The 23,177-nt window shown below is 61.9% G+C and carries 19 protein-coding genes; 1 reads left to right on the plus strand and 18 read right to left on the minus strand.

The window, feature by feature from the left end; translation table 11 throughout:
- Nucleotides 1-121: 121 nt before the first annotated feature.
- From DXD77_RS10645 to DXD77_RS06285, 11 genes are all read right to left on the minus strand, one after another.
- Nucleotides 122-250: a hypothetical protein gene (locus DXD77_RS10645; protein ID WP_255413161.1), complete on the minus strand. Its 129-nt coding sequence runs from the start codon at nucleotides 248-250 to the stop codon at nucleotides 122-124.
- A 134-nt stretch (nucleotides 251-384) separates the two neighbouring features.
- A complete protein-coding gene (locus DXD77_RS06240) occupies nucleotides 385-1,815 on the minus strand; it encodes a 6-phospho-beta-glucosidase (protein ID WP_117564521.1) in 1,431 nt (476 codons plus the stop codon).
- Nucleotides 1,816-2,161: 346 nt separating this feature from the next.
- On the minus strand, nucleotides 2,162-2,806 hold the full coding sequence (locus tag DXD77_RS06245; protein WP_117564520.1) for a DUF4867 family protein: 645 nt from the start codon (nucleotides 2,804-2,806) through the stop codon (nucleotides 2,162-2,164).
- A gap of 144 nt (nucleotides 2,807-2,950) precedes the next feature.
- Entirely contained in the window at nucleotides 2,951-3,439 is a 489-nt protein-coding gene (locus tag DXD77_RS06250; protein ID WP_117564519.1) for an S-ribosylhomocysteine lyase, read from the minus strand.
- A gap of 151 nt (nucleotides 3,440-3,590) precedes the next feature.
- Nucleotides 3,591-5,081 carry a glycerol kinase GlpK gene (locus DXD77_RS06255; protein ID WP_117648224.1) on the minus strand — a complete coding sequence of 497 codons (1,491 nt, stop codon included), beginning with the start codon at nucleotides 5,079-5,081 and terminating at the stop codon, nucleotides 3,591-3,593.
- Nucleotides 5,082-5,146: 65 nt separating this feature from the next.
- Nucleotides 5,147-6,088 (minus strand): transketolase family protein, encoded by a 942-nt coding sequence (locus DXD77_RS06260; RefSeq protein ID WP_117648225.1) that lies wholly within the window; start codon nucleotides 6,086-6,088, stop codon nucleotides 5,147-5,149.
- Complete coding sequence (locus tag DXD77_RS06265; protein ID WP_199407917.1) at nucleotides 6,081-6,917, minus strand: transketolase; 837 nt, start codon at nucleotides 6,915-6,917, stop codon at nucleotides 6,081-6,083. The genes DXD77_RS06260 and DXD77_RS06265 overlap by 8 nt, the downstream gene beginning before the upstream one ends.
- Nucleotides 6,918-6,919: 2 nt before the next feature.
- Nucleotides 6,920-8,320, minus strand: a complete 1,401-nt coding sequence (locus DXD77_RS06270) for an L-fucose/L-arabinose isomerase family protein (protein WP_117564516.1) — start codon at nucleotides 8,318-8,320, stop codon at nucleotides 6,920-6,922.
- 257 nt (nucleotides 8,321-8,577) lie between these two features.
- The gene (locus DXD77_RS06275) at nucleotides 8,578-9,588 is read right to left on the minus strand and encodes a LacI family DNA-binding transcriptional regulator (protein WP_117564515.1); all 1,011 of its coding nucleotides are present in this window, start codon (nucleotides 9,586-9,588) and stop codon (nucleotides 8,578-8,580) included.
- A 227-nt stretch (nucleotides 9,589-9,815) separates the two neighbouring features.
- Complete coding sequence (locus DXD77_RS06280) at nucleotides 9,816-10,790, minus strand: nucleoside hydrolase (protein WP_117564514.1); 975 nt, start codon at nucleotides 10,788-10,790, stop codon at nucleotides 9,816-9,818.
- Nucleotides 10,791-10,794: 4 nt separating this feature from the next.
- Nucleotides 10,795-11,790, minus strand: coding sequence for a ribokinase (locus DXD77_RS06285; protein WP_117648226.1), 996 nt, complete (start codon nucleotides 11,788-11,790; stop codon nucleotides 10,795-10,797).
- A 187-nt stretch (nucleotides 11,791-11,977) separates the two neighbouring features.
- On the opposite strand from DXD77_RS06285, the gene DXD77_RS06290 reads away from it, so the two are divergent.
- Nucleotides 11,978-14,194, plus strand: a complete 2,217-nt coding sequence (locus DXD77_RS06290; protein WP_117564513.1) for an acyltransferase family protein — start codon at nucleotides 11,978-11,980, stop codon at nucleotides 14,192-14,194.
- Nucleotides 14,195-14,736: 542 nt separating this feature from the next.
- Here DXD77_RS06290 and DXD77_RS06295 read toward each other — a convergent pair.
- From DXD77_RS06295 to DXD77_RS06325, 7 genes are all read right to left on the minus strand, one after another.
- Nucleotides 14,737-15,933 carry an Nramp family divalent metal transporter gene (locus DXD77_RS06295; protein ID WP_006235731.1) on the minus strand — a complete coding sequence of 399 codons (1,197 nt, stop codon included), beginning with the start codon at nucleotides 15,931-15,933 and terminating at the stop codon, nucleotides 14,737-14,739.
- A 74-nt stretch (nucleotides 15,934-16,007) separates the two neighbouring features.
- On the minus strand, nucleotides 16,008-17,852 hold the full coding sequence (locus tag DXD77_RS06300; RefSeq protein WP_117648227.1) for a magnesium transporter: 1,845 nt from the start codon (nucleotides 17,850-17,852) through the stop codon (nucleotides 16,008-16,010).
- 328 nt (nucleotides 17,853-18,180) lie between these two features.
- The gene (locus DXD77_RS06305; protein ID WP_233506754.1) at nucleotides 18,181-19,587 is read right to left on the minus strand and encodes a polysaccharide deacetylase family protein; all 1,407 of its coding nucleotides are present in this window, start codon (nucleotides 19,585-19,587) and stop codon (nucleotides 18,181-18,183) included.
- 72 nt (nucleotides 19,588-19,659) lie between these two features.
- Nucleotides 19,660-20,415, minus strand: coding sequence for a PRC-barrel domain containing protein (locus DXD77_RS06310; RefSeq protein WP_117648228.1), 756 nt, complete (start codon nucleotides 20,413-20,415; stop codon nucleotides 19,660-19,662).
- Nucleotides 20,415-20,804 (minus strand): YtxH domain-containing protein, encoded by a 390-nt coding sequence (locus tag DXD77_RS06315; RefSeq protein WP_099432470.1) that lies wholly within the window; start codon nucleotides 20,802-20,804, stop codon nucleotides 20,415-20,417. The genes DXD77_RS06310 and DXD77_RS06315 overlap by 1 nt, the downstream gene beginning before the upstream one ends.
- A gap of 136 nt (nucleotides 20,805-20,940) precedes the next feature.
- The gene (locus DXD77_RS10565; protein ID WP_222847415.1) at nucleotides 20,941-21,774 is read right to left on the minus strand and encodes a hypothetical protein; all 834 of its coding nucleotides are present in this window, start codon (nucleotides 21,772-21,774) and stop codon (nucleotides 20,941-20,943) included.
- A gap of 24 nt (nucleotides 21,775-21,798) precedes the next feature.
- The gene (locus DXD77_RS06325) at nucleotides 21,799-23,172 is read right to left on the minus strand and encodes a hemolysin family protein (protein ID WP_117648229.1); all 1,374 of its coding nucleotides are present in this window, start codon (nucleotides 23,170-23,172) and stop codon (nucleotides 21,799-21,801) included.
- Between the last annotated feature and the right edge of the window lie 5 nt (nucleotides 23,173-23,177).

The raw sequence follows: 23,177 nt of genomic DNA on the forward strand, positions 1-23,177 counted from the left end.
GCCCCAGCAGTCCACGCGTGCAGCGTTTTTGAGCCGTCTGGCCCAGAAAGAGCACGACGTAGACTGCCGGCTCGGCAAGGAGTGTCCCCGACGACTAGTCGTTTAAGAACGTCCCCGATGACTACTGCCATCCCGCTTTCACTTCTTTTGCAAGCTTTAACTTCTTTTGCTTTCTTTCACTTCTTTTAACAAGGCGCCCGGCGGGCATAAGTTGCTCGCCGGGCGCCTTGGTTAGAACGTTATAAAGCATGACTTTCGAAATGCGACGGTCAGGTCTACCTCCTAAGGGCCTGAGGTGCTCAAGATTGGGAGCGACAAGCCCGACGAAGCGTACTTTAGGTACGCGAGGAGGGTTGGAGCCCCAAGGTTGAGTGCCTCAGGCCCTTAGGCCAGGTCTTCGCCGTTGGAGGCGATTACCTTCTTATACCAATCAAAGCTCTTCTTCTTGGAGCGCTTGAGGGTGCCGTTGCCCGCGTCGTCGCGGTCGACGTAGATAAAGCCGTAGCGCTTGGACATCTGGCCGGTGCCGGCAGAGACGAGGTCGATCGGGCCCCAGGTGGTGTAGCCCAAAAGGTCCACGCCGTCCTCGGTCACCGCGTCGCGCATGGCAGCGATGTGCTGGCGCAGGTAGTCGATACGGTAGTCGTCGTTGATGGAGCCATCCTCCTCGACAACATCCTTGGCGCCCAGACCGTTCTCAACCACAAACAGCGGCTTCTGATAGCGGTCGTACAGGTCGTTGAGCGTGATGCGGAAGCCCAGCGGATCGATAGCCCAGCCCCACTGGCTCTCCTGCAGATAGGGGTTCTTGGCGCCGGCGAAAGCGTTGCCCTGAGTGCGCTCGATATCGGGGTTGTCGGCACCGGCAGAGCAGCGGGTGCTGTAGTAGCTAAAGCTGATGAAGTCGACGGTGTTGGCGGCCAGGATCTCGCGATCCTCATCGGTCATCCCGACGTCAATGCCCAGGCGCTCGAGCTTCTTGAGCGCATAGGCCGGGTAGTAGCCGCGGCTCTGGACGTCGACAAAAAAGTAGTTGCTCTGGTTATCGAGCTGCGCCTGGCGCACGTCGCCCGGACGGCAGCTGTAGGGGTAGTAGCTACCCGCGGCGAGCATGCAGCCGATCTTGACCTCGGGGTCGATCTCGTGGGCAATTTTGGTTGCCCAAGCGCTGGCGACGAGCTCGTTGTGGGCGGCCAGGTACTCGACGGCCTCTTTGTTCTCGCCCTCCTCAAAGACCAGACCGGCACCCATAAACGGCAGGTGCAGAATCATATTGATCTCGTTGAAGGTGAGCCAGTACTTCACCAGGCCCTTGTAGCGGGTGAAGATCGTGGTCGCGAGGTTCTTGTAGAAGTCGATGAGCTTGCGATTGCGCCAGCCGCCATACTCCTTGATGAGGTGAATCGGGCAGTCGAAGTGCGTAATGGTCACGAGCGGCGCGATGCCGTGCGCCTGACACTCGCGGAATACGTCCTCGTAAAAGGCCAAGCCGGCCTCGTTGGGCTCGGTCTCGTCGCCGTTGGGGAAAATGCGGGTCCACGCCAGGCTCATGCGGAAGGTCTTAAAGCCCATCTCGGCAAAGAGGGCGATATCCTCCTTGTAATGGTGATAGAAATCGATGCCGGTCTGCGCGGGATAGTAATAGCCGTCCTCGAAGTCGAGCATCTTGCGCTGACCGGAGACCACCGCATAGCGCTCGGGGCCGTGCGGAGCCACGTCCACGTTGGCAAGGCCGCGGCCGTCCACGTTGTAGGCGCCCTCGCACTGGTTGGCAGCTGTTGCGCCGCCCCACAGGAAGTCGTTACGGAAAGCCATGCATCGATCCTTTCACACGTTGTTTGTCGTAGGCTCAGTATCCCTGCAAACAGTGCGTCGCTCAACGGCAACAGCACAAGTCGATACTTCTTTTCGCGCGCAGGCGCCTGCCGGCCGCCCCCGTCTGACACTTTTTGATACCCGCCTGCCCAAACCACCACAAAGGGGACAGGTACCTTTGTGGTGGTTTGGGCCGGTTTGTCTTGATCTGTAACAGCTAGGCCGTCAAAATCGGGTTTGGTGTTACAGATTGAGATTTTTCGGGCGGCCCTCTACGGTTTGTCTCGATCTGTAACAGGTAGAGGCGATTTAGCCCGCTAGATGTTACAGATCGAGACAGAAGATTCTAGTCGCAGGTGATGTCGAGGTTTTTGCCGATGAGGCCTACGTAGCCGCCTTCGGCTGCCTTGGGGCTGTCGGCGTGGCAGAGAACCCACTTGTCGGCCTTCCAGTAGCAGTAGCTGTCGCCGACCGCAGGCATGTCGGCCGCGGCCTCGGGGCGCGGCCCGTTGGTGCCGGCGGGCAGCGCCACCATCACCTGGAAGCCGCCGCCGTCGACCATGCACGGCGTGTAGTGAAGCGTGGTGTTGAAGACCTCGATGACCGTACCCGCCGGCACGCGGAACGCCTTGACGCACGCGGTGTCGAGCTTGCCGTCCTCGATCTCCCAGCGATGCGCCACAAGCAGGATAAAGTCGCGAGCGCCCAGGTTGAATTCGCTGGCGCGGTGATACTCCAGACAGTTGAGTTTCGTGTTGTGGCCATTGCACCAGCCGAGCTGGAAGGGACGACCGCCAAACATGAGAAAACCCAGTTTGTCGGCATCCTTGACGCCCTCGAGCTCCGGCGCACTCGCTACGTACTTGCTGCCCTCAGGAATGGGCGTGGCAGAGAGCGCCTCGAGCACGGGCGACGTGAGCTCGGACGGAACGTCATCCCAAACGTTGCCATAGGATTTGAACTCGGGATCGTTAACAGAGTAGATATGCATGTTCGCTCCTGTTCGTAAATGTGACTATACGAACATTCTAGAACAAACATGAGCGATTTTGAACGCTCGTCCCGACCACTCAACAAAAAGGCGCCCCCGTATAAGCGAAGGCGCCCAATGCGCGCGTTTTAGGCGATATAGCCCTTAGGCCTGCTGATAGTGCAGGTGCTTCTCGTCGATATCGGCCAAGTCGCGGTCGAGGTAGCGGCGCGCGAGCCAGTTTGCCATGGGGAGGTTCTGGTCCAGGTAGTTACCGCACTCCTCGGGAGCGGCACCGGGGACATCGCCCTCAAAGTCGGCGACAAACTCGAACAGCTCACGCACGAGCGGCAGGATCTCCTCGCTCGTCACTTCGCCAAATACGACGAGGTAAAAGCCCGTGCGGCAGCCCATGGGGCCAAAGTAGACAATTCGGCGCGACCACTCGGCATGGTTGCGAAGGAACGTCGCACCCAAGTGCTCGATGGTGTGGCACTCGGCGGTGTTCATGACCGGCTCCTTGTTGGGCGTGGTCAGGCGCAGGTCAAACGTGGTGACGGCGGCGCCGGTCGCCGGATCGCGGTCGATGCGGCTCACATAAACGCCGGGCTCAAGCAGCAGATGGTCAACGGAAAAGCTGGCGATGCGCTCCATGGCAGATCCTCTCGATAGTCAATTTGGGACGGGCTCTTTTAGCTGGTTCGAATGGTCGCACCAATCATACCAGTCAAAAAAGCCCCGTCCCAAATGAGCTGCCTAGGACGAGGATCAATGAGTTTTTAATCCCCGTCCCAGAAAAATCATTTTAGGCCGTGTACGCGATGGTCGCATCGACGGCATGCCGCCAGCCGACGATCTTTTTGGCTCGCTCGTCTGCGGGCATGGCAGGCTCCACGATGCCGCGGGCGCCATAGACGTCGACGACATCGCGCGCGTACATGCCCAGCGCAATGCCGCAGGCCCAAGCTGCGCCCAGACCGCTCATCTCGTCATTGCTCGCAATGCGGATGGGCGAGCCGACCAAGTCGCTCTCAAACTGCATCAGGTACGCATCGCGCGTGGGGCCGCCGTCAACACGAAGCTCGGCAAGCGCCGCGCCCGAATCCTCGACCATCGCATCAATGACGTCGAAGATCTGATAGGCGATCGACTCATCGGCGGCCTTTACGAACTCCGCACGACCCGTGGTGCGCGTCATGCCAAAGACGCAGCCCTCGGCATCACTCGCCCAGTGCGGCGCGCCCAGGCCGGTAAACGCCGGCACAAAGTAGACGCGGCTCGACGGATTGGCGGCGTAGCACAGGTCGGTGACCTCCTCGGGGTTGTTGATGAGCTCCAAATCGTCGCGCAGCCAGGTCTTGACGGCGCCGGCGTAGCTCACGTTGCCCTCGAGCACGTACTCGGTCACGCCGTTCATACGCCACGCAAGCGAGCTCGAAAGCCCGTGCGAGCTGGCGACAAACTCGTTGCCGACATTCATCATGACCGAGCTGCCGGTGCCATACGTTGCCTTGGCCATACCGCGGCTGTGGCAACCCTGCGCAAACAGGGCCGCATGGCTGTCGCCCAGCACGCCGTGCACCGGCACGGGCGCGGGCAAAAAGCCGTCCAGGTCCGTCGTGCCAAAGAGACCGTCGGAGTCGGTCACCTGCGGCAGGCAAGCCGGATCGATGCCAAAGGCCTCGCACACCGGCTCGCTCCAGCAGCCATGGCGCAGGTCAAAGAGCTGCGTGCGGCTAGCATTGGACCAGTCGCAGCGGAACTCCGCGCCGCCCGTGAGCGTCCAGACAACCCAGGCATCGATGGTGCCCAGGCACAGCTCGCCCGCCGCCGCTGCCTCGGCAGCCGCCGGAACGTTCGCGAGGATCCAGGCCATCTTGCCCGCCGGATAGTAGGGCGAAAGCACCAGGCCTGTCGTGTCGCGCACCAGCTCGGCCACGCCTTCGCGCGCAGCAAGCTCGTCGCACAGCTCGCGGGCGCGGGCGCACTGCCACACCACGGCGTCGCACAGCGGCTCGCCCGTCGTGCGGCTCCAGGCAACGGTGGTCTCGCGCTGGTTGGAGATGCCAATGCCGGCGATATCGGCCGGATCGACCCCGGTCTCCTCCACCACGGCACGTGCCACGGCCAACACGTTGGCGGCAATCTCGGCCGGATCATGGCTCACCCAGCCGGCCCCGTTGACAATCTGGCGATGCGAGCGATCGGCACGATGAATCAGGTGGCCGCCCTCGTCCACCAGCAGCGCCTTCGTGCCCTGCGTGGACTGATCGATTCCGATGATGTATTTGCTCATGTACTCTCCCATTCCTTCCGTCAAATCGAATGTGACAAAGGGGCTGTCCCTTTGTCACATTCCAATTACTCTGCGGGCAGGAACTCGGTAACCGTCTTGGCAATGCCTTCGCCGATGAGACCGTAGTGCGCAAAGACCTCGGGACTCGTGCCGGTGATGACCGGCGCGTCGGGCAGGCTTAGGCACTTAACCGGACGCGGGCAATGCTCGCCCACGACCTGCGCGACCATGGAGCCCAGGCCGCCAAAGGGGCTGTGCTCCTCGACGGTCACGACGGCGCGCGTGGCACCGGCGGCCTCAATCACGGCCTCGGCGTCGAGCGGCTTGACGCAGTACATGTCGAGCACGGTAGCGGAGATACCCTGCTCGGCCAGCAGATCGGCGGCGTCAACGGCATGGCGGACCATCTCGCCGGTGGCGACAATCGTCACATCGGTGCCGCGACGTACCCAGGTGGCACGGTCCATCTGGAACGGGCACTCGTCCTCGGTGTACACGTCCTCGACCGGGTTGCGGCCCACGCGGATATAGGCCGGCTTGTTGTCGGCAACCAGGGCGCGTACGAGCTCGGCAGTCTGGAAACGATCGCTCGGCAGATATACGCGCATGTTGGGAATCGCGCTCATGGCAGCGATATCCTGCGCGGAGTGATGGCTCATGCCCAAGGCGCCGTAGGACACGCCGCCCGAGATGCCAATGAGCTTGACGTTGGTGTTGGAGTACGAGACATCAACCTTGCACTGCTCATACGAGCGCGTGGTCACAAAGGACGCCGGCGAGGCGGCCCAGGCCTTCTTGCCGCACGAAGCCATACCGGCGGCGATGCTCACCAGGTCCTGCTCGGCAATGCCGACCTCGACGGACTGCTGGGGATACTGATCGAAGAACGGCGTGAGCGATGCGGAACCGCGGGAGTCGGAGCACAGGACGACGATGTCCTTATCGGTCTCGGCGGCCTCGAGCAGCGTGTCGCAGATAACCTTACGGTTGGCGATCTTGTTAGCCATTGATGGCCTCCTTATGGGCAGCGAAATCGGCGATGATCTGGGCGTATTCCTCATCGTTGGGCAGGTGATGATGCCAGGCGGCCTTGTCCTCCATAATGGGCGAGCCATAGCCCTTCACCGTGTTGAGAATGATGACCGTGGGCTTTCCCTTGGTCTCGGCCGCAAGCGTCAGCGCGGCGTCAATGGCCTGGATGTCGTTGCCCGGAATGGAAAGCACGTTCCAGCCGAAGGCAGCCCAGCGCTCCTCCTGCGAATCCTGCTTCATGACGTCCTCGGTGCTGCCGCTGATCTGCAGGCGGTTGCGGTCCACGAGCGCGCACAGGTTATCGAGCTGGTAGTTGCCACCGCTCATGGCGCCTTCCCAGACCGAGCCCTCGGCAAGCTCGCCGTCGCCCATGATGGTGTAGACGCGGTAGTCGCGGCCGTCCATCTTGCCGGCAAGCGCCATGCCGACGGCCACGGGCAGGCCATGGCCCAGCGAGCCGGAGTTCATCTCGATGCCCTTGAGCTTGTTGTTGGGGTGACCGATGTAGGGGCTGCCGAACTTGGAGAAGCGGGCCTTGACGTCGTCGAGGTCCAGATAGCCCTCGTGGCAGAGCACCGCGTAGTAGGCCTCCATGGCGTGGCCCTTGGAGAGCACGAAGCGATCGCGGCTGGGATCGTCGACGGTCTCGGGCGAAATGTTGAGGTGATTGGCGTAGAGGGTCATCAGCGCATCGATGACCGACATGTCGCCGCCGATGTGCCCGCCGGCGCCAGCCATGATGATATCGACGCAATCGCGGCGAAGGTCCCAACGCAGGGATTCAAGCTCTTCGATAGTTGCCATTTCTACTCTCCTCGCAGGTAAGCTTTGACGTCTTCTTCGATGGGGTCGTACAGGTCGGGGACAATGCCGATGTACTTGCACGCCTCGTAGAGCACCGGCACCACGTTGGCGTGAATGGCGACGCAGTGGTGGATGTAGGGACCCTCGACGATCTTGGCCTCGAGGCGCTTGAGGTTGTCGACCTCGACCCACAGGTAGGTGCCCATGCCGGCCGGGCCGTCGATGCCGCGGGCGTTGCCCAGCAGCAGCGAGTACTCGCCGTTGTCGCCGTCAAAGCGGGCAAGGGTGAGGTCGCCGTGCTTGGCCTCGGCCGTCAGCGCGCCGGGGTGATCGAAAGCCAGCGGGTAGGTGAGCTTGGGCTTGACGGCCGCGCAGCTGCAGGGCCAGGGGCCGCAATGCTGCAGCAGCTCGCCGTTCTCGTTATCGGGATGGCGCACGGTCCAGTCGGCGAACATGCCGCGGTGACGGCCCAGGTCGGCGGCCTCGACCATCAGCGCGGTGATGGCGCCGTGGATATCGGTCTCGCATACGATAGGAATGCCCATCTCGTTGAGGATGGCGTTGGCGGCGCAGGGCATAATGCCCAGCTCGTCCTGCAGAGCGTTCCAGCACTGAATGGCACCGGCGTTGCAGCCATACTTCTCGACCAAGCGCTTCATGGCGATGGCAAGACCGGCGACCGCGGGGACCTTGTCCTCGGGGATGCAGATCTCAAAGCTGTCGTTGATGTGGGCAAGCATGGCGGCCATGGCCTGCTCGTCGGCCTGGGCGTCGCGCACAGCCTGGACAAGTTCGGTCATGGGGATAGGCGAAAGCTGGATGTTGAACTTCTCGAGCAGCTCGCCCTCGTTGCACATGGTCGACCAGAAGTCGAACGGACGGGTGGCCATCTGCAGGATGCGGGTGTGCTTGAAGGTCTTGACCACGTTGCAAACGGCCAAAAAGTCCCAAACGCCGCGCTCGAACTCGGGGTCGGTCAGGCGGCAGTTGGTCATGTAGGTGAAGGGAACCTGGAAGCGGCGCAGGACCTTGCCGGTGGCGAACAGGCCGCACTGGCTATCGCGCAGGCGTGTGCCGTCGGGCTCGGGGCGCTCGTCGCGCGGACCCCACAGCAGTACGGGTAGACCGAGCTCGCGGGCAAGGCGAGCGCAAACGTACTCGGTGCCAAAGTTGGCGTGGCACAGCATAATGCCATCGACGCCCTCGGCGCGGAATTTCTTGACGATGGGCTCGATATGGCTGTCGTCGAACAGCAGGCCCTCTTCATTGATGTCGTCGATATCCACGATGTCGACGCCGATCTCGCGCAGGCGATCAGCCGTCAGGCCGCGATACTTGATTGCGTCCGGCGCGCTAAAGATACTGCGGCGCGTGGGCACAAAGCCGAGCTTGATCTTGTCCATGTACGTCCTCCCCTAATCACATGTTCAGTAAACAGACGCATGTTTCGTTTTGTTCTGTTTACTAAATGTTTTACTCTACTGTTTAGAAGTTTAACGCGAAATACCCGTAGACGGTAGAGAAATCAGCCTAAACGGTATGTAAACAAACTGAACATACAAGGGCATCAAAAAGAGGGCCCAAAGGACCCTCTCTTAGTAGCGTTATGTATGGCTGCCTTAGCGAGCTTTGCCTCCCTACGGCCCAGCGTTGCCTTTGCCTAGATCTCACGCACGCTTTGGCGCTCGACAAAATAGGTCGACACGGCCGTCTTGCAGGTATAGCTCTTGGGATTGCGGATGTTGCCCACCAGGCGGCGCACCGCGATCTCGCCCACCTCGTGCTTGGGAACGTGCACCGTGGTGAGCGGCGGATTGGAGAAGGCGCCCAAAGACAGATCGTCAAAGCCGATGATTGAGACATCCTCGGGGACACGTATGCCGTGCTCGTTCAGCGCGCGCATGGCGCCTACGGCGAGCACGTCGTTTTCGGCAAAGAAAGCCGTCGGCAGGTCGTCGCGCGAGACGCTGTCGAGCCATGCGCCCATGTCGCGATAAGCACCTTCGAGCGTGGTGCCCAATGTGACGCGCCATGTCGGGTTGGCCTCAAGGTCCGCATCCTCAAGCGCTTGGCGATAGCCGCGCTCGCGATCCTTAAAGTTGCGGATGCGAAGGTCGCCTGCCAGATAGCCGATTTGCTTGTGACCCTTCTCGATAAGGTAGTCCACGGCGCGCAGCACCGAGTCGGTGTTGGCAATGACTACGGCATCGAAGTACTGACGATCGCTCCAGCCATCGAGCACGATCAAGTGGGCGGCAGCGTTGGCGAACAAGGCATAGTCTTCCTCACCCAGCTCGGTACCCATCAGCACGATGGCGGCCGACGGGTCGGCGATCAGGCCCTCGACCTGCGGGCGCACGGCGTCCAGGTCGCTAAAGTCGAGCGAGACAAAGCTCGTGCTCATGCCGTGGCGACGCGCCTGGCGCTCCACGCCCTCGATGACCGCGGGGTGGAAGGTGCTCTCGTCCAGGATGGCGCCCGTCTTGCGCGCGAGCACAAACTGGATGCTCTCGAGCTGCGTCGACTGCTGATAGCCGAGCGACCGCGCGCACTCCAGGATGACCTTGGCGGTCTCCTCGCTCACGCTGCGCTTGCGGTTAAGCGCGTTGGACACGGTCGCAGGCGAAAAACCGGTGATGCGGCTGATTTCGCGAACACTTGCTTTGGCCATTGTTCCCCCTAGTAGCGGTCGCGGTCGAGCATCGTGGCCTGACCGCCCCGTGACTCGACAACTAAACGACCGCAAATTCAATCTAAACAGAATAGTAAATGTTTAATAGCTAGTTTAGCCTGTTGTCAAGCGAAGCGACGCGACTATTCCCCCAACGGGCACATTTGCTCGGTAGCTAAAAAAGCCCCGTCCCAAATTGACTACTTGGGGCGGGGCGTGAAAAACATTTAGCCCAGGACGCGGGCCATACGCGCCTTGAACTCGGACAGGAAGCGTGGGGCGTCCACGGTGAGCGCCACGAGCGCGCTCTTATCTGGATCGGACAGACGGTGCTCGTCGCAGATGGTGCGGCCGCGATACTCGCCCAGCAGGTCGACACGCAGGTTACAGCCGAGCGCACCCACGAGCGTGGGATCAATCGCCACGGCAACCGCCAGCGGATCGTGCAGCGCGCAGCCGCCCAGGTAGGGCGCGTTCATTTCGTACGAACCGATATAGTGCTCGACCATGCTCGCAAACGCGCAGCCAGCCATAGTGCCCGAGCCCGTCCAGCCGGCAACGTCGCGACGTGTGAGCACCACGCGGTGCGTCACATCCAGGCCCACCATGGTGAGCTTGCGGCCCGAGCGCAACACAGCGTCGGCAGCCTCGGGGTCGCCCGCCATGTTGGCCTCGGCGCCCGCGCTCACGTTGCCGGGCACGGTAAGGGCGCCGCCCATCACGACCACGCGGCCGATAGACATCATCGCCGCCGCATCGCGCTCCAGGGCAAGCGCCAGATTGGTGAGCGGGCCGGTCGCAACGTAGACCAGATCGGGACCATAGGTACGCGCGGCATCAATCAGGTAATCGACCGCCGCATTGCCGTCGGCCGACGTCGCGCCCACCGGCTCGTACGGCGAGGCGGGCACGCTTGCGCCGCCGATGCCGTTCTTGCCGTGGATAAGCGTGGTGGACGCCGGCGGCGTGTAGGGTTCGGTCGCCTTCATGGGACGATCGGCGCCCAGGTACACCGGCACCTCGGGACGACCCAACAGGTCGAGCACCGCCAAGCAGTTGTGCGCCGACTGCTCGACGCGCACGTTGCCAAAGCACGTGGTGATGCCGACGAGCTCCACCTCGGGGCTCGCGATGGCGTAGGCAAGCGCCATCGCATCATCCACACCCATATCCAGATCAAGGATCAGCTTCTTGGTTGCCATTGTTCTACTCCGCTTCTCCGTCTACATCCAAACCGTCTAAACCAAACTTGTGCTCGACTTCCGCACGCGTGGGAATTGATTGCTGAGCGCCCAGGCGCGACACCGTCACCGCCGAGGCGCGAGCACCCGCCGCCATGCACTCAAAGAGCGGCAGGCCCTCCAGACGAGCCGCCGCCAACGCGCCGATAAACGTATCGCCCGCGGCCGTCGTATCGACCACCGCGCTCGAAAGCGCCGGCATGCGCAGCGGCTCACCGCCATCGCCGAGCGTAACCGAGCCGGCGCCGCCCAACGTGATGACCGCAGCCCCGGCGCCCTTGTCGAGCAGCGCATTGAGCGCGGCGACGCAACTCGCATCATCCGTGGGCAGAATGCCCGTCAGTACCTGGCACTCGGTCTCGTTGGGGCAGACCAGGTCGACCGCTGGCCACGCTCCTGCCGGCAGGTCGCAGGCGGGCGCCGGGTTAAAGATCGTATAGAACCCCAGCTCGTGAGCGCAAGCAAGCGCCCCGGCCGTCGCCGCAAGGTCACATTCGCCCTGGGCGATAAAGACGCCGCCAGCAGCCGGGGCAATCTCGCTGGCATCGCCGTCGAGCTCGTCGGCCACCAAACGCCTCAGTGCGCGGGCAACGTCCTCGCCCGCAAGCGCATGGTTGGCGCCCGGCGACAGCACGATGCGGTTGTCGCTCTCACAGCGAATGATAGTCGCAGTACCGGTCTCCACGTCGTCGAGACGTGTCACGGACTCAACGCCCACGCCGGCATCTTGGAGCCCTGCCACAAGCGCATCGCCAAAGGTATCGCGCCCAACAGCGCCGATCATGCACGCGCGCGCACCCATGCGCGCAGCGGCAACGGCCTGATTGGCTCCCTTACCGCCGGCGTTGGTGATAAAACCGCTGCCATCGACCGTCTCGCCCGCGCGCGGCATGCGCTCGCACGCCACCGAAAGGTCCATGTTCATGCTGCCGAACACCGCAACGATGCTGTGATCCGCCATGGAAACCTCCTCGTCTTCAGGCTTTGCGCCCACCATCGACCAACGATTGTGCACTCTCGCACCCCCTATAACTTTAGTCCACTTTGATGTGGACGCGCGCTTGAGCTTGCGCCAGCAGCAAGCATTCACAGGGGCAGGCAGCTACAATGAATACGTGCTGATTATTCTCGTCATTGGATGATGTTTTATGGAACAATTCTCGCAATCGGGCTCGCGCGGTCGACGCCGCACGGGCAACGAGCCGGCGCCGCACGAACGCGTGAAGGGCGAGCGCCGTGCCAACGAGCCGCGACGCACCGCGAGCCCCCATCGCGCTTCTGCCAACAACGCTGGCCGCGCCAACACTCCCGCCGCGGAGCAGACGCCTGCTCGCCCCAAGTCCCGCTACATCCCTGCGCTCGACGGCCTGCGCACGCTTGCCGTCGTCGCGGTGGTGCTCTATCACCTCAACCTCACGTGGGCTCAGGGCGGCCTGCTTGGCGTCACGATCTTCTTTGTGCTTTCGGGCTATCTGATCACACGCCTGCTACTCAACGAAGTCGCTAAGACCGGCCGCATCGACCTCAAGAGCTTCTGGATCCGCCGCATCCGTCGCCTGGTCCCCGCCGTGGTGACCGTTGTGGTTGTAACCTGTGCGCTGTGCACCGTCTTCAACCACGTGATGCTCACCAAGATGCGTCCCGACATTCTGCCGTCGCTGCTGTTCTTTAACAACTGGTGGCAGATTATGCAGGACGTTTCGTACTTCAACGCCCTGGGCGACCCCTCGCCGCTTACGCACTTTTGGTCGCTCGCCATCGAGGAACAATTCTACCTGGTTTGGCCACCGCTGCTGTTTGCCATGGTGTCCATGCATGTGAGCAAACCCAACACGCGCCGTATGGTCCTGGGACTCGCAGCGGTATCCGCCCTTGCCATGATGGTGCTCTACAACCCTGCCGCCGACCCCAGCCGCGTGTACTACGGCACCGACACCCGCGTCTTCTCGCTGCTGCTGGGCGCCTGGATGGCCTTTATCCCCGATCGCGACCTGGCGCCGGTGTGTCTCGCTCATCGTTTGGGGCTCAATCGCCTGGCTGGCGCCGCCAAGCACGGCAAGAACGCCGAGGGCAAGCCTGGCGAGAAGGCCGACAACGCAGCCGAGACCGTCCCGGCACAGCCGAGCGCCCTCGTGCGCTTTTGGTCCTCGCCCGCATCCATCGATGTGTTGGGCGTCGTGGGTCTGGTTGGCCTTGCCGCCATGGTCGCGCTCACCAACGGCTACACCGCGTTCCAGTATCGCGGCGGCACGCTGCTATGCTCCATCCTCACGCTCATGGTCATCGCGGCCTGCGTGCAGCCCCAGGGAATGGTTGCCCGCGCACTGTCCGCCGAGCCGCTCGTGTGGGTTGGCAAGCGCTCGTACAGCATCTACCTGTGGCACTATCCGCTACTGTTGCTCATGAACCCGGTCGCCAACATCAACGATACGCCGTGGTGGCAGTACATTTTGCAGGTGTTGTTGGTGGTCGCCGTAGCCGAATGTTCATATCGCTTTATCGAGACGCCGTTTAGAAAGGGCGCCTTTGGGCGCACCGTATCCGAGTTCCGCGACGGCATCACCGCGCCCGCCAACTGGGTGCGCGCGCACGTCCCTGTCTGCGCAGCCTGCGCTGTCGTGTTGGTCGTTGCACTGGGCGGCCTGATCTTTGTGCCGGAGACCTCCGCACTGAGCGGTGAGGGCGCCGAAGTCCTCAACAAGGAAGCCAAAAACACCGCGCCCACAGACCAACAGGCGGCCGACGACACCGACAAGGACAACGACGGCTTCCCCGATGGCTCCTACGACCTGTTGATGATCGGTGACTCCGTGTCGCTGCGCGCCGTTGATTCCTTTGACGGCGTGTTCCCGCACAGCCATATCGATGCCGAAAAGGGCCGCCAGTTTGATGCGGGCCGCGCGACATTTGAGGGCTATCTCCAACAGAACCTTGCCGGCAAGATCGTGGTCTTTGCACTGGGCACCAACGGCTTGGTAACCGACGACCAGATCGACGCCATCATGACCGATGCAGGAGATAAGCGTATTGTGGTGTTTGTGAACACGCGCAGCCCGCAGCCGTGGGTTGGCTCTACCAACCAGGCCATCGCCAACGCTGCTACGCGCTACAAGAACGTGCGCGTTATCGACTGGTACGGATACAGTGCCAATCGCAACGACCTGTTCGATGGCGATGGCACGCACCTGTCGACCACTGGCGTGACTGAGTACCTCAACTTGATCCACGATGCAGTCAAGAAGGACCTGCCCGTGCATCCCGAGGATCACGTCAACGATCTGCAGCCGGCGGCCGTCAAGTCTGCCACCGACGCGCTCGTCAATGCGCTCGCTCTCAAGCCGCACAAGCTGGGCACCGACAAGTAACCTGCAGCGCAAACTTCCCACATCCGGAGGGGTGCGCCACGGCAGGCACCCCCTCCGACAGTTAGGGACGTTCCTTATGTGCCGGCACCCAGGGACACTCCTGACACAGCCGAGGAACGCCCTCCTTGCGACCAAATTCTGGGCGCCTCGCCACCCCGAACGTTGTTTCCAAGCCCACACCCGCAGCAAACAACCCAAAATCACTCTTTTCGAGCCGGCTCCAAGGGGTCGTGGACAAAAAGGGGCAAATATGAGTACTGTTACCATTTTAGTAGCAGGCAAAACCACCCAAAATGACGTCCGAGCGACCCCTACAACCCCCTAAAGCAGCCAACCTGACTGGTTTAAGACATATTGGAGCCAATTTTAATGAACATACTATCGGCTATGTCCATTATCTTCTTGGATGTAAATGCTATTCACTTAGCAACAGTACTCATATTTGGCATTTTTTGTCCACTGCCATATAACTAATGCCCTATAGCGGGCAAAAAACAGGCCGCAGTCCATCGCTGCGGCCTGTTCGGAAGCAAAAGTGGGCGTTAAGCGCTGTAGCCCATCGCCTGCAGGACAAACATGACGACCGTGAGCACCGTAATCACGCCGATAGTCGCCCACGTGAGCACGTTCCATACGCGGCCGTTGCGGTTGGCGCCCATAATGTGACGGTCGGCGGCGATAACCACCTGGAACACCAGAACCACGGGCAGTAGCACGCCATTGATGACCTGCGAGGTCATCATAATCTGGAACAGATCGACGCCGGGCATAAGCACCAGCACGGCAGAGATACCGATGATGGCCGTAATGATGCCGCGATAGACCGGGGCCTCGTCCCAGCTGCGGTCGGCACCGCGCTCCCAGCCAAATGCCTCGCAGATAGCGCTCGACGTAACGCCCGGCAGCACGCAGGCAGCCAAGAAACTCGCCGCGACCAGGCCCGAGGCAAACAGTACCGTAGACCACTGACCCGCAATAGGCTCCAGCGCGCGGGCAGCATCGGCAGCATCGCTAATCTGAATACCCGCCGGGAACAACACCGTGCCGGTCGTGATGATAATAAAGCCGGCAATAACATCGGCGGCAAGCGAGCCGCTCACGGTATCAATACGCTGCAGCACGATGTCGTCCTCGCCCGCGTTCTTATCGACCACGTTGTTCTGCGCCAAGAAAATCATCCACGGCGCGATGGTGGTACCGATCGTTGCGACCACGAGCGACACGTAGCTGGGGTCATTTTGAATGTTAGGCACGACCAGGTCGACCGCGACCTCACCCCAGTTGGGGCCAGCCATAAACGCGGCGACGATGTAGGTCACGAACACGCAGCTCACCAGCAGCAGAATCTTCTCGATGCGCTGGAAACTACCCGACATGGTAAGCATCCATACCAGCAGCGCCACCAACGGCACCGAGATGCTCGCCGGCACGCCAAAAAGAGCAAGGCCGCTGGCGATGCCCGCAAACTCCGAAATGGTCACAGCCGTGTTGGCGATCAACAGCGCCGCCATAGCAAGTACACTCTTGCGCACGCCAAAGCGCTCGCGAATGAGCGATGCCAGGCCCTTGCCCGTGACGCAGCCGCAGCGCGCCGCGGTCTCCTGCGTCACGATGAGCAGCACAGTCATGACGGGAAGCATCCAGAGCATCTTATAGCCATAGCTGGCGCCCGCGCTGGAATACGTTGCAATGCCGCCGGCGTCATTGCCCGAAAGCGCCGCCAGCAGACCGGGACCCATAGCGCCAAAGATGGCCGCGATGGTCAGCTTTTGCTTGGTGCCCGACTTTTGCTTGGTATTTTGCACGCGACCACCTAGCCCATGACTGACATGGCGAGCAGCACCGCGGCGATGCAATACGCCACACACGAGATCATGACGGCAATAACGTTCATGGCGGTGCCCGACGTGTTGAGGTCATGCTCGTCACGCCAGAACAGCACCATCAGGTAAATCACGGCGCTCATGTTGCCAACCAGGCAAATAATGGCAGCGATATTAAAGCACCCGGTAAAGAGCTGCTCCTCAAACATGGGCGCATCGAGGAACGCAGCGGTGCGCACCAGCTGGGCGCACAGGTAGGTCACGAGTGACAGAATCAGGCCCATGCCCGTGCTCTGGAAGAAGAACCCCAGATACGGCTTGGGCTCGTCGTCGTGACCGTCATACTCCAGGAAGTAGTTCTTGACGAACGACACCATGCGCGAGGCCGCCAGCAGCACGAGCGGCATGGCGCACATGGGGAACACCACCAGATGCGCGGAGCCGAGCGCCGTCCCCAGCACGGTCGCCATGATGCACGACGCGATGCCCCATACAACAACCCAGTACTGGCGATGCACGAACCAGCTGAGCACGTTCGTCGAGTCGTCCGACGCGCTGTCGCCCGAGCCGACACCGGCGATCTGCAGGTCCTCCTGATGCTCCTCGGCGATAACGTCCATGGCGTCGTCGAAGGTTACGATACCCAGGATATGACGGTTCTCGTCGCAGACGGGGATAGCGACCAGGTCATACTTGGTCATCTCGTCCGTCACGTCTTCCTGGTCCTCGTCGGGCGACACATAGACCAGGTCGCGATAGGCCAGCTGACCCAGCGTGGCGTCGCGGTCGGCTACGATCAGCGTGCGCAGCGAAAGCACGCCGGTCAGCATGCCGCTCGGATCCTCGGTATAGACGTAGTAGACGCTCTCGAAGTCCTCGTCGAGCTCGCGAATCGCCTCGATGGCGTCACCGACCGTTGCCGTGGCGGGCAGGGAGACAAACTCCGAGGTCATGATGCGGCCGGCGGTGTTGTCCTCATACCCCAGCAGATTACGAATCGCCTTCTCCTCCTTGACGCCCATCAGGCGCAGGAGCTTCTCGGCCTTCTCGTAATCGAGCTCGTCGATCAGGTCGGCAGCGTCATCCGGGTCCATCATGGCCAGCATCGACGATGCGTCCGTGTCGGACAGGCCCTCGAGCATCTCGGTCATGAGCTCGTCGTCATCGAACTCCGAGATGGCCTCGGCGGCCTGGGCAGTATCGAGCTGCGCAAACACCTGCGCACGTAGGCGCGGGTCGAGCTGCTCGATAATGTCGGCGATGTCGGCAGGGTGCAGCTCGCCGAGCGTCTTGTGCGACACCGAGAGTTGAATGTTCTTGGTCGAGCGGTCGAGCAGGTCCATGTAGGACCAAGCGATGATGTCCTCACTGAGCGGCTTGCCCAGGTGCTTCATAAAGCCTTCGACGATATGCTCGAGCGCGGGGCTGATGGCGCGTAGCAGACCGCGGGCACCGACCTCGGCACCCAGCAGGCGCAGCTGATTTTCGCCCGACATGGAAAACTTGATGTCGTTGACGCGCACGACCTTCATGCCCTGCGTGTCGACGATCTGCTTATTGAGAACATCGCGCGCCAGCAGGAGCTCGGTCGGCTGCAGGTACGAGAAGCGAATATTGGTGGCAGACGTATTGAGATACACGCCCGTCTCGTCGATACGGTCGACCCATTTGCGCCAGCTGATCATAAACGGCGTCTTGCCGGGGCCGCGGAACGCGAGCGACGTCACGTGCGGAAAAACTTCGCCGGTTGCAATGCCAAAATCGTTGACCACGCCGAGCTTTTCGCCGTCGACGTCCAAGACTGGCAATTTGAGCATCTCACTCAGATAATTCAATGGTGCTCCCCATCATTATTCCTCCGGACGCGGCCGCGCGTGCGGCGTCCGGGGGCTTCTGGATATGTATACGCATGCGCGGGCGGCACGCCGCTCGACGCTTACACCCCGTGCATGCGCAAAAAGCACCTGCATGGGGTCATCGACTGTATGGTCGAGGTTTGGATTTCACCTGTAACCTTTCTCTTGACCCTCATTAACCGCAGTAACTATAGCATCAGCATCGCCCTGCGGCATCGAATTTATGCGCTGCACATTGCAGGCATACCAAACGCTGACGCATCCGTGACATAGTCATTGGGGACGTTCTTAAATGACTACCCAATAACTACTCTGTGGTGTCGTTGTCCTCGGCAAGTTGGGGGAACACGGCATCCTTGGGCATGGTGACCTTCGTCAGCGAGGTGAGCTTTTTGCTCAGCGACGCGTCCGTCTTGACCAGGTCGCTGAGCGTCACGATCTTGTAGCCGTCGGCAATGAGGCCGTCGATAATCTGCGGCAGCGCCTCGAGCGTCTGCTCGGCGCATTCGTCTCTATCGGTGGGCAGCACGATATTGCCCGGCGTCACCGAATCGAGCACCGTCGAGACCTGCTCGTCGGCACCGTTGAGCAGCCAGTCGCCCGAGTCAATATTCCACGAGACCACGGCGGAGACCAGGTCCATCGCATCAATCCAGTTTTGCTCGTCAAAGGCAGCGTAGGGAGCACGCAGCAGCATCGTCTTCACGCCGGTCGCCGACTTAATCGCATCGGTGCCTTTCGTGATCTGTTCGCGTACCGCCTCACGGTCCTGACCCTTGAGCGAATCGTCGCTGTAGCTGTTGGATCCGATCTCGCACCCGGCATCGACAATCGCCTTGGCCGTGGCAGGCGATGCCTCGGCCGCATCGCCCGACAGGAAGAACGTCGCGGTGACGCCCTTTTCCTTGAGTACCTGCAAGATCTGCTTGGTAGCGCTGCTCGGACCCTCGTCAAACGTCAGCGCCACGTACTTTTTGTTGCCCTTGGGCGCCACGCTGGCGCACGCAACGACGCAATCGGTGGCGGGCACGACCTCGCCGCGGTCCTGTGTCTTGCCCGATTGCTCGCCGACCCACACCTCGGAGCGGCCCTGGACACCCCACGTCTGCACATACTCGATAGCGCCCGTACCCTCGACCTTGAGCTTGGGCTCGATAACCGTAGCCTGAACCTCGTGCTTCTCGTAGGTGTTACGGCCATCCTTGACCGTCACCTTCTCGCCGCCCTCAAGTTCGCGGCTATCCCATTTGCCCTGTTTCACGCGCTTGCCGTCGACCTTCACCGACAGCTTTTCGCCCCCATGGCGCTTGAGCACGCTGTCATCGACGGCCAGCAGGTCGCCTGCGTCGTAGGTGTCAGTCAACTCCTGGTCGTCGATGAGATTCTGCAGCGTAGAGCCCACACGCACCGCTGTCTTCTGGCCGTTGAGCTCCACGTCCACACTGCGGTTGACGTAGCCCACGACGGCAGCGATAAACAGCACGAGCGCGCAACCCACGGCGATGAGCGCGTAGGGCAGGCGAGACGAACGACGGGGTGTGCGGCTGTTGCCGATGCGCGCGCTGCGATCGCTAAAGCCGCGGCTATGGTTGAGATACATCGCGCCGGGCTTACGGTGACGGCGGCGCTGACCGCTGGGCAGCTGCCCCAGGTCGCGGCGCGCCGTCGGACGCGCACCCGAACGCCCGTTTAAGTTGGATCCGTTTTGGCGCATGTGCCCTCCCCCATAAACACAGCAAGCCGGAGCAACAGGTCTCCGGCTTGCCTCCCATCATTTGGTACGTCGCTATTTTGTAGCTTTTGACGAGCCTCCGCTCGCCTTTTGGTATTCGTCCTTAAAGGCCTTGAACATACCGCGCGTCTTGCCGAGCTGCTTACCCAGCGCGCGACTGCCCTTGTCCACGGCGACCGAACCCTTGTCATCGAGCACCTTGGCGCCCTTTTTGACCTTATCGCCCACCACGACGCTTGCCTCGGCAGCCTTTGCGGCGGCGCCGCCCGAATATCCGAGCGACTTGACCTCATCCGAAACGATCATCGCGCCGTCCGCATAACCGCGCAGCATCGTCGGCGGCATCTGTGTGTCGCCCACCAGCACGCTCGAGGCGGTTCCGGCGGTCACGTAGAACGTCTGCACGACACCCGAGCGCGGCTTGAACTCCACATCCGAGCAATAGCCCACAACATCGCCCGACTCCGTGCGCACGTCCATGCCAACCCAGATAATGCAATCGTCCAGGTTGATGTCGAGGCGCTTGGCCGCAGCGGCATCGTACGTGTCCTTGACGTCATCGGCCGCAATGGCGCCCTCGTAGACACCAATGGCGTCGAGCGCTACGAATCGATCGGGACGCTCGATCATGCCCGCGATATCGGACTGGCGGACCATAAAGCCGACCACACGCGTACCGCCCGGGGTAAAGACCGGAAAGTGAATCTTTCCGAGCTTTTTAGGGCTGCGCGGCGTGCCGTCCTTTTTGGTGCGCTTGTCCTCGGTAGGCTTGCGATAGATCTTGGCGCCGACAAAATCCCCGGCGCGCATTATGCCTCGGTCGAGGGCTCCGCGGCCTCGGTATCAGCCTCGACGGCGTTCTCGACCACGACGTCGGCGGCAGGCGTCACGTTGCCGCCCGAAATGGCGTCGTTGAGCTGCTCGCGCAGCTGGTCCATGCGCTCGCGGGCCAGGTCGACCTTGGCGCGCAGGTCGTCGGTCTTGGCGTCGACCATCGGGCCAAAGTCATTCACCGCGGCACGGGCCTCCTCGGCGCTGTGCTCGTAGGTGTCGCGCATATTGTCCCAGGCGTCGTTGGCGATATCGGCAGCCATGGCGCGGGTCTCGGCGCCCGAGCGCGGAGCCAGAGCAACACCGATAATAGCGCCGGCAGCAGCACCAAAAAGTGCGCCGGAGACAAAGCTGAAAGTCTTACCCATGATCATTCCTCTCCTGCGGGCACGTCGGTGCCCACCGTTTGAATGCTGTCCATTATACCCGCAGCGCATCACTTGCCGCTCCGCTCATCTGCGTACGGCAAAGGCGCAGGTACGTGATGGTGATAAACGCGTAGGCCTACTCCTGAGGCATAGCCGGCATGGCCACCGTGGCACCCGGGTCCTCGCCGGCGCCGTCCACGAGCGGCAGGCCGCCCTCATGCGCAGGTCCTGCCGGAACCGTCGCCGCACCGCCAAAGACGGCAGCGGAGGCCTCGTGGCTCTCGGCAACCGCGCCCTCGGTATCAATCGCCACCTGGGGCTCGTCGTCAAAATTGGGGACGCCCTGGGGCTCGGTGGGAACGGGCTCGGCGGTCGCATCGGCAACGGGCTCGGCGTCGACCGGCACATCGCCCTCGTCAGCGCCCTCGTCCTCGGCAGCATCTTCGCCGTTCGCAGCAGCGACGGCCTCGTGAGGATCCTTGCCCTCGGCCTCGGCGCGCATGCCCAGCACCAGGTTGCGCAGGCCCGCGACCGTACCTTCCACGTCGGGGGCAGGCTGGTCGGCGTGCAGGTACGCCCAGTCCATCATAAAGGTTGCCGAAGACAGCGCGCCGATGGCCAACGCATCGTCGGGGCACGAAAGCTCAACCTCAAAGACACGCTCGTCATGCTCGCTTACGCGCGTGCGGCCGCACGAGATGCTACCGGCAAGACCGGTCTCGTTCATGAGCTCGACCGTCACGTGCTCAAGCAGGTGGCAAAGCTCGGTCTGGCCCATGCAGTCCTGGAACTCACGACCGGAATCACCCAGGCACAGGTGCTTGGCAATCGCCGGTACCAGGTAATACACGCGCGCCGTGGCCTCGATGTCCTCCGAGGTCATGAGCGGCATGCCGGGGTTCACCAGCACGTGCGCGCAGATCTTGTCCTCGCTGACGGTGACCTTAAGGATGTTGAACAGGCCTGCCATAACTCTCCCCTACTCTTCCTTGCCCTACTCGTCGCCGTCGTGCGGATTCGCGGAACCCGCACCCGACGTCGTCGGCTCGTTTACCGAAGACTCGGAATCCTTCTTATCGGTTTCGGCCGGAGCGATCACGCGAATGAGCGAGATGCGCTGGCCACGCATCGACTGCACTTTAAACTTGTACCCCGCGACCTCAAACACCTCTCCGATGTCGGGCACCGAGTCGCAAAGCTCCAAAATCCAGCCGGCGATGGTCTCATAATCATCGCTTTCCTCGAGCGGCCAACCAAGCTCAATCGCGTCATCGCACGAAAAACGCCCATCGACGAGCCACTCGCGGCGCGAAAGGCGCGTAAGGTACTTGTTGTCGGGGTCGAACTCGTCCTCGATCTCGCCGACAATCTCCTCGACGATGTCCTCGATGGTGATGATGCCGGCCGTGCCGCCGTACTCGTCCACGACGACCACGATCTGGTCGTGCGAAGTCTGCATCTCGGACAGCAGCGGCAGGATGTCCTTGGTGTCGGGCACAAAGGTGGCGTCGCGCAAAAAGCCGGCGATGGGCTGGTCGCCCTTACCGTCGAGCGCGGGCTGGATCAGGTCCTTGATGTGCGCGATGCCCGCGACGTTGTCGGGGTCCTCGTGATAGACGGGGATGCGGCTGAAGCCGGTCTGGCGCATGGTGGACAACACGTCGGCGACCGTCTCGTCGTCCTCGCACATGGTGGTGTCCACGCGCGGCACCATGACCTCGCGGGCAACGGTGTCACCCAGGTCAAAGATCTCGTGGATCATACGCTTTTCCTCGTCGAGCAGGTCGTCCTGCTCCGAGACCATGTACTTGATCTCTTCTTCCGAGACGTTCTGACGGTCGTCGGCGCTCTTGATGCGCAGGATGCGGGCCAGGCCGTCGGAGCAGGCACCGGTCAGCCACACGAGCGGGCGGGCGATCTTTTGGAATACGGAGAGCAGTCCCACGACCTGCTTGGACACGCCCTCGGCATTGGCCAGGCCGATGCGCTTGGGGACGAGCTCGCCGATCACGATGGACACGAAGGCGACCGCGACGGTGATGATGACCGGCGCCAGGCCGCGCGCGATGGCGGAGAGCGGCGCGATGCCAAAGCTCATGAGCCACGTGGCGAGCGGGTCGGACAGGCTCGTCGAGGCGACGGCGGACGAGGCGAAGCCCACGAGCGTGATGGCGACCTGGATGGTGGCGAGCAGCTGGTCGGAGTCGGCAGCCAGCTTAATGGCACGCTCGTCGCGCTTGTCGCCTTCCTCGGCCTCGTGCTCCAGCACGGCGCGCTTGGCCGTGGTGAGCGCCATCTCGGACATAGAGAAGTAGCCGTTGATGAGGGTCAAAACGAGGGTGGTGATAAGGGAGATGGTTATGTCCATCGGGA

Origin of the sequence: Collinsella sp. TM09-10AT (assembly GCF_003436275.1) — a bacterium.
GTDB lineage: Bacteria > Actinomycetota > Coriobacteriia > Coriobacteriales > Coriobacteriaceae > Collinsella.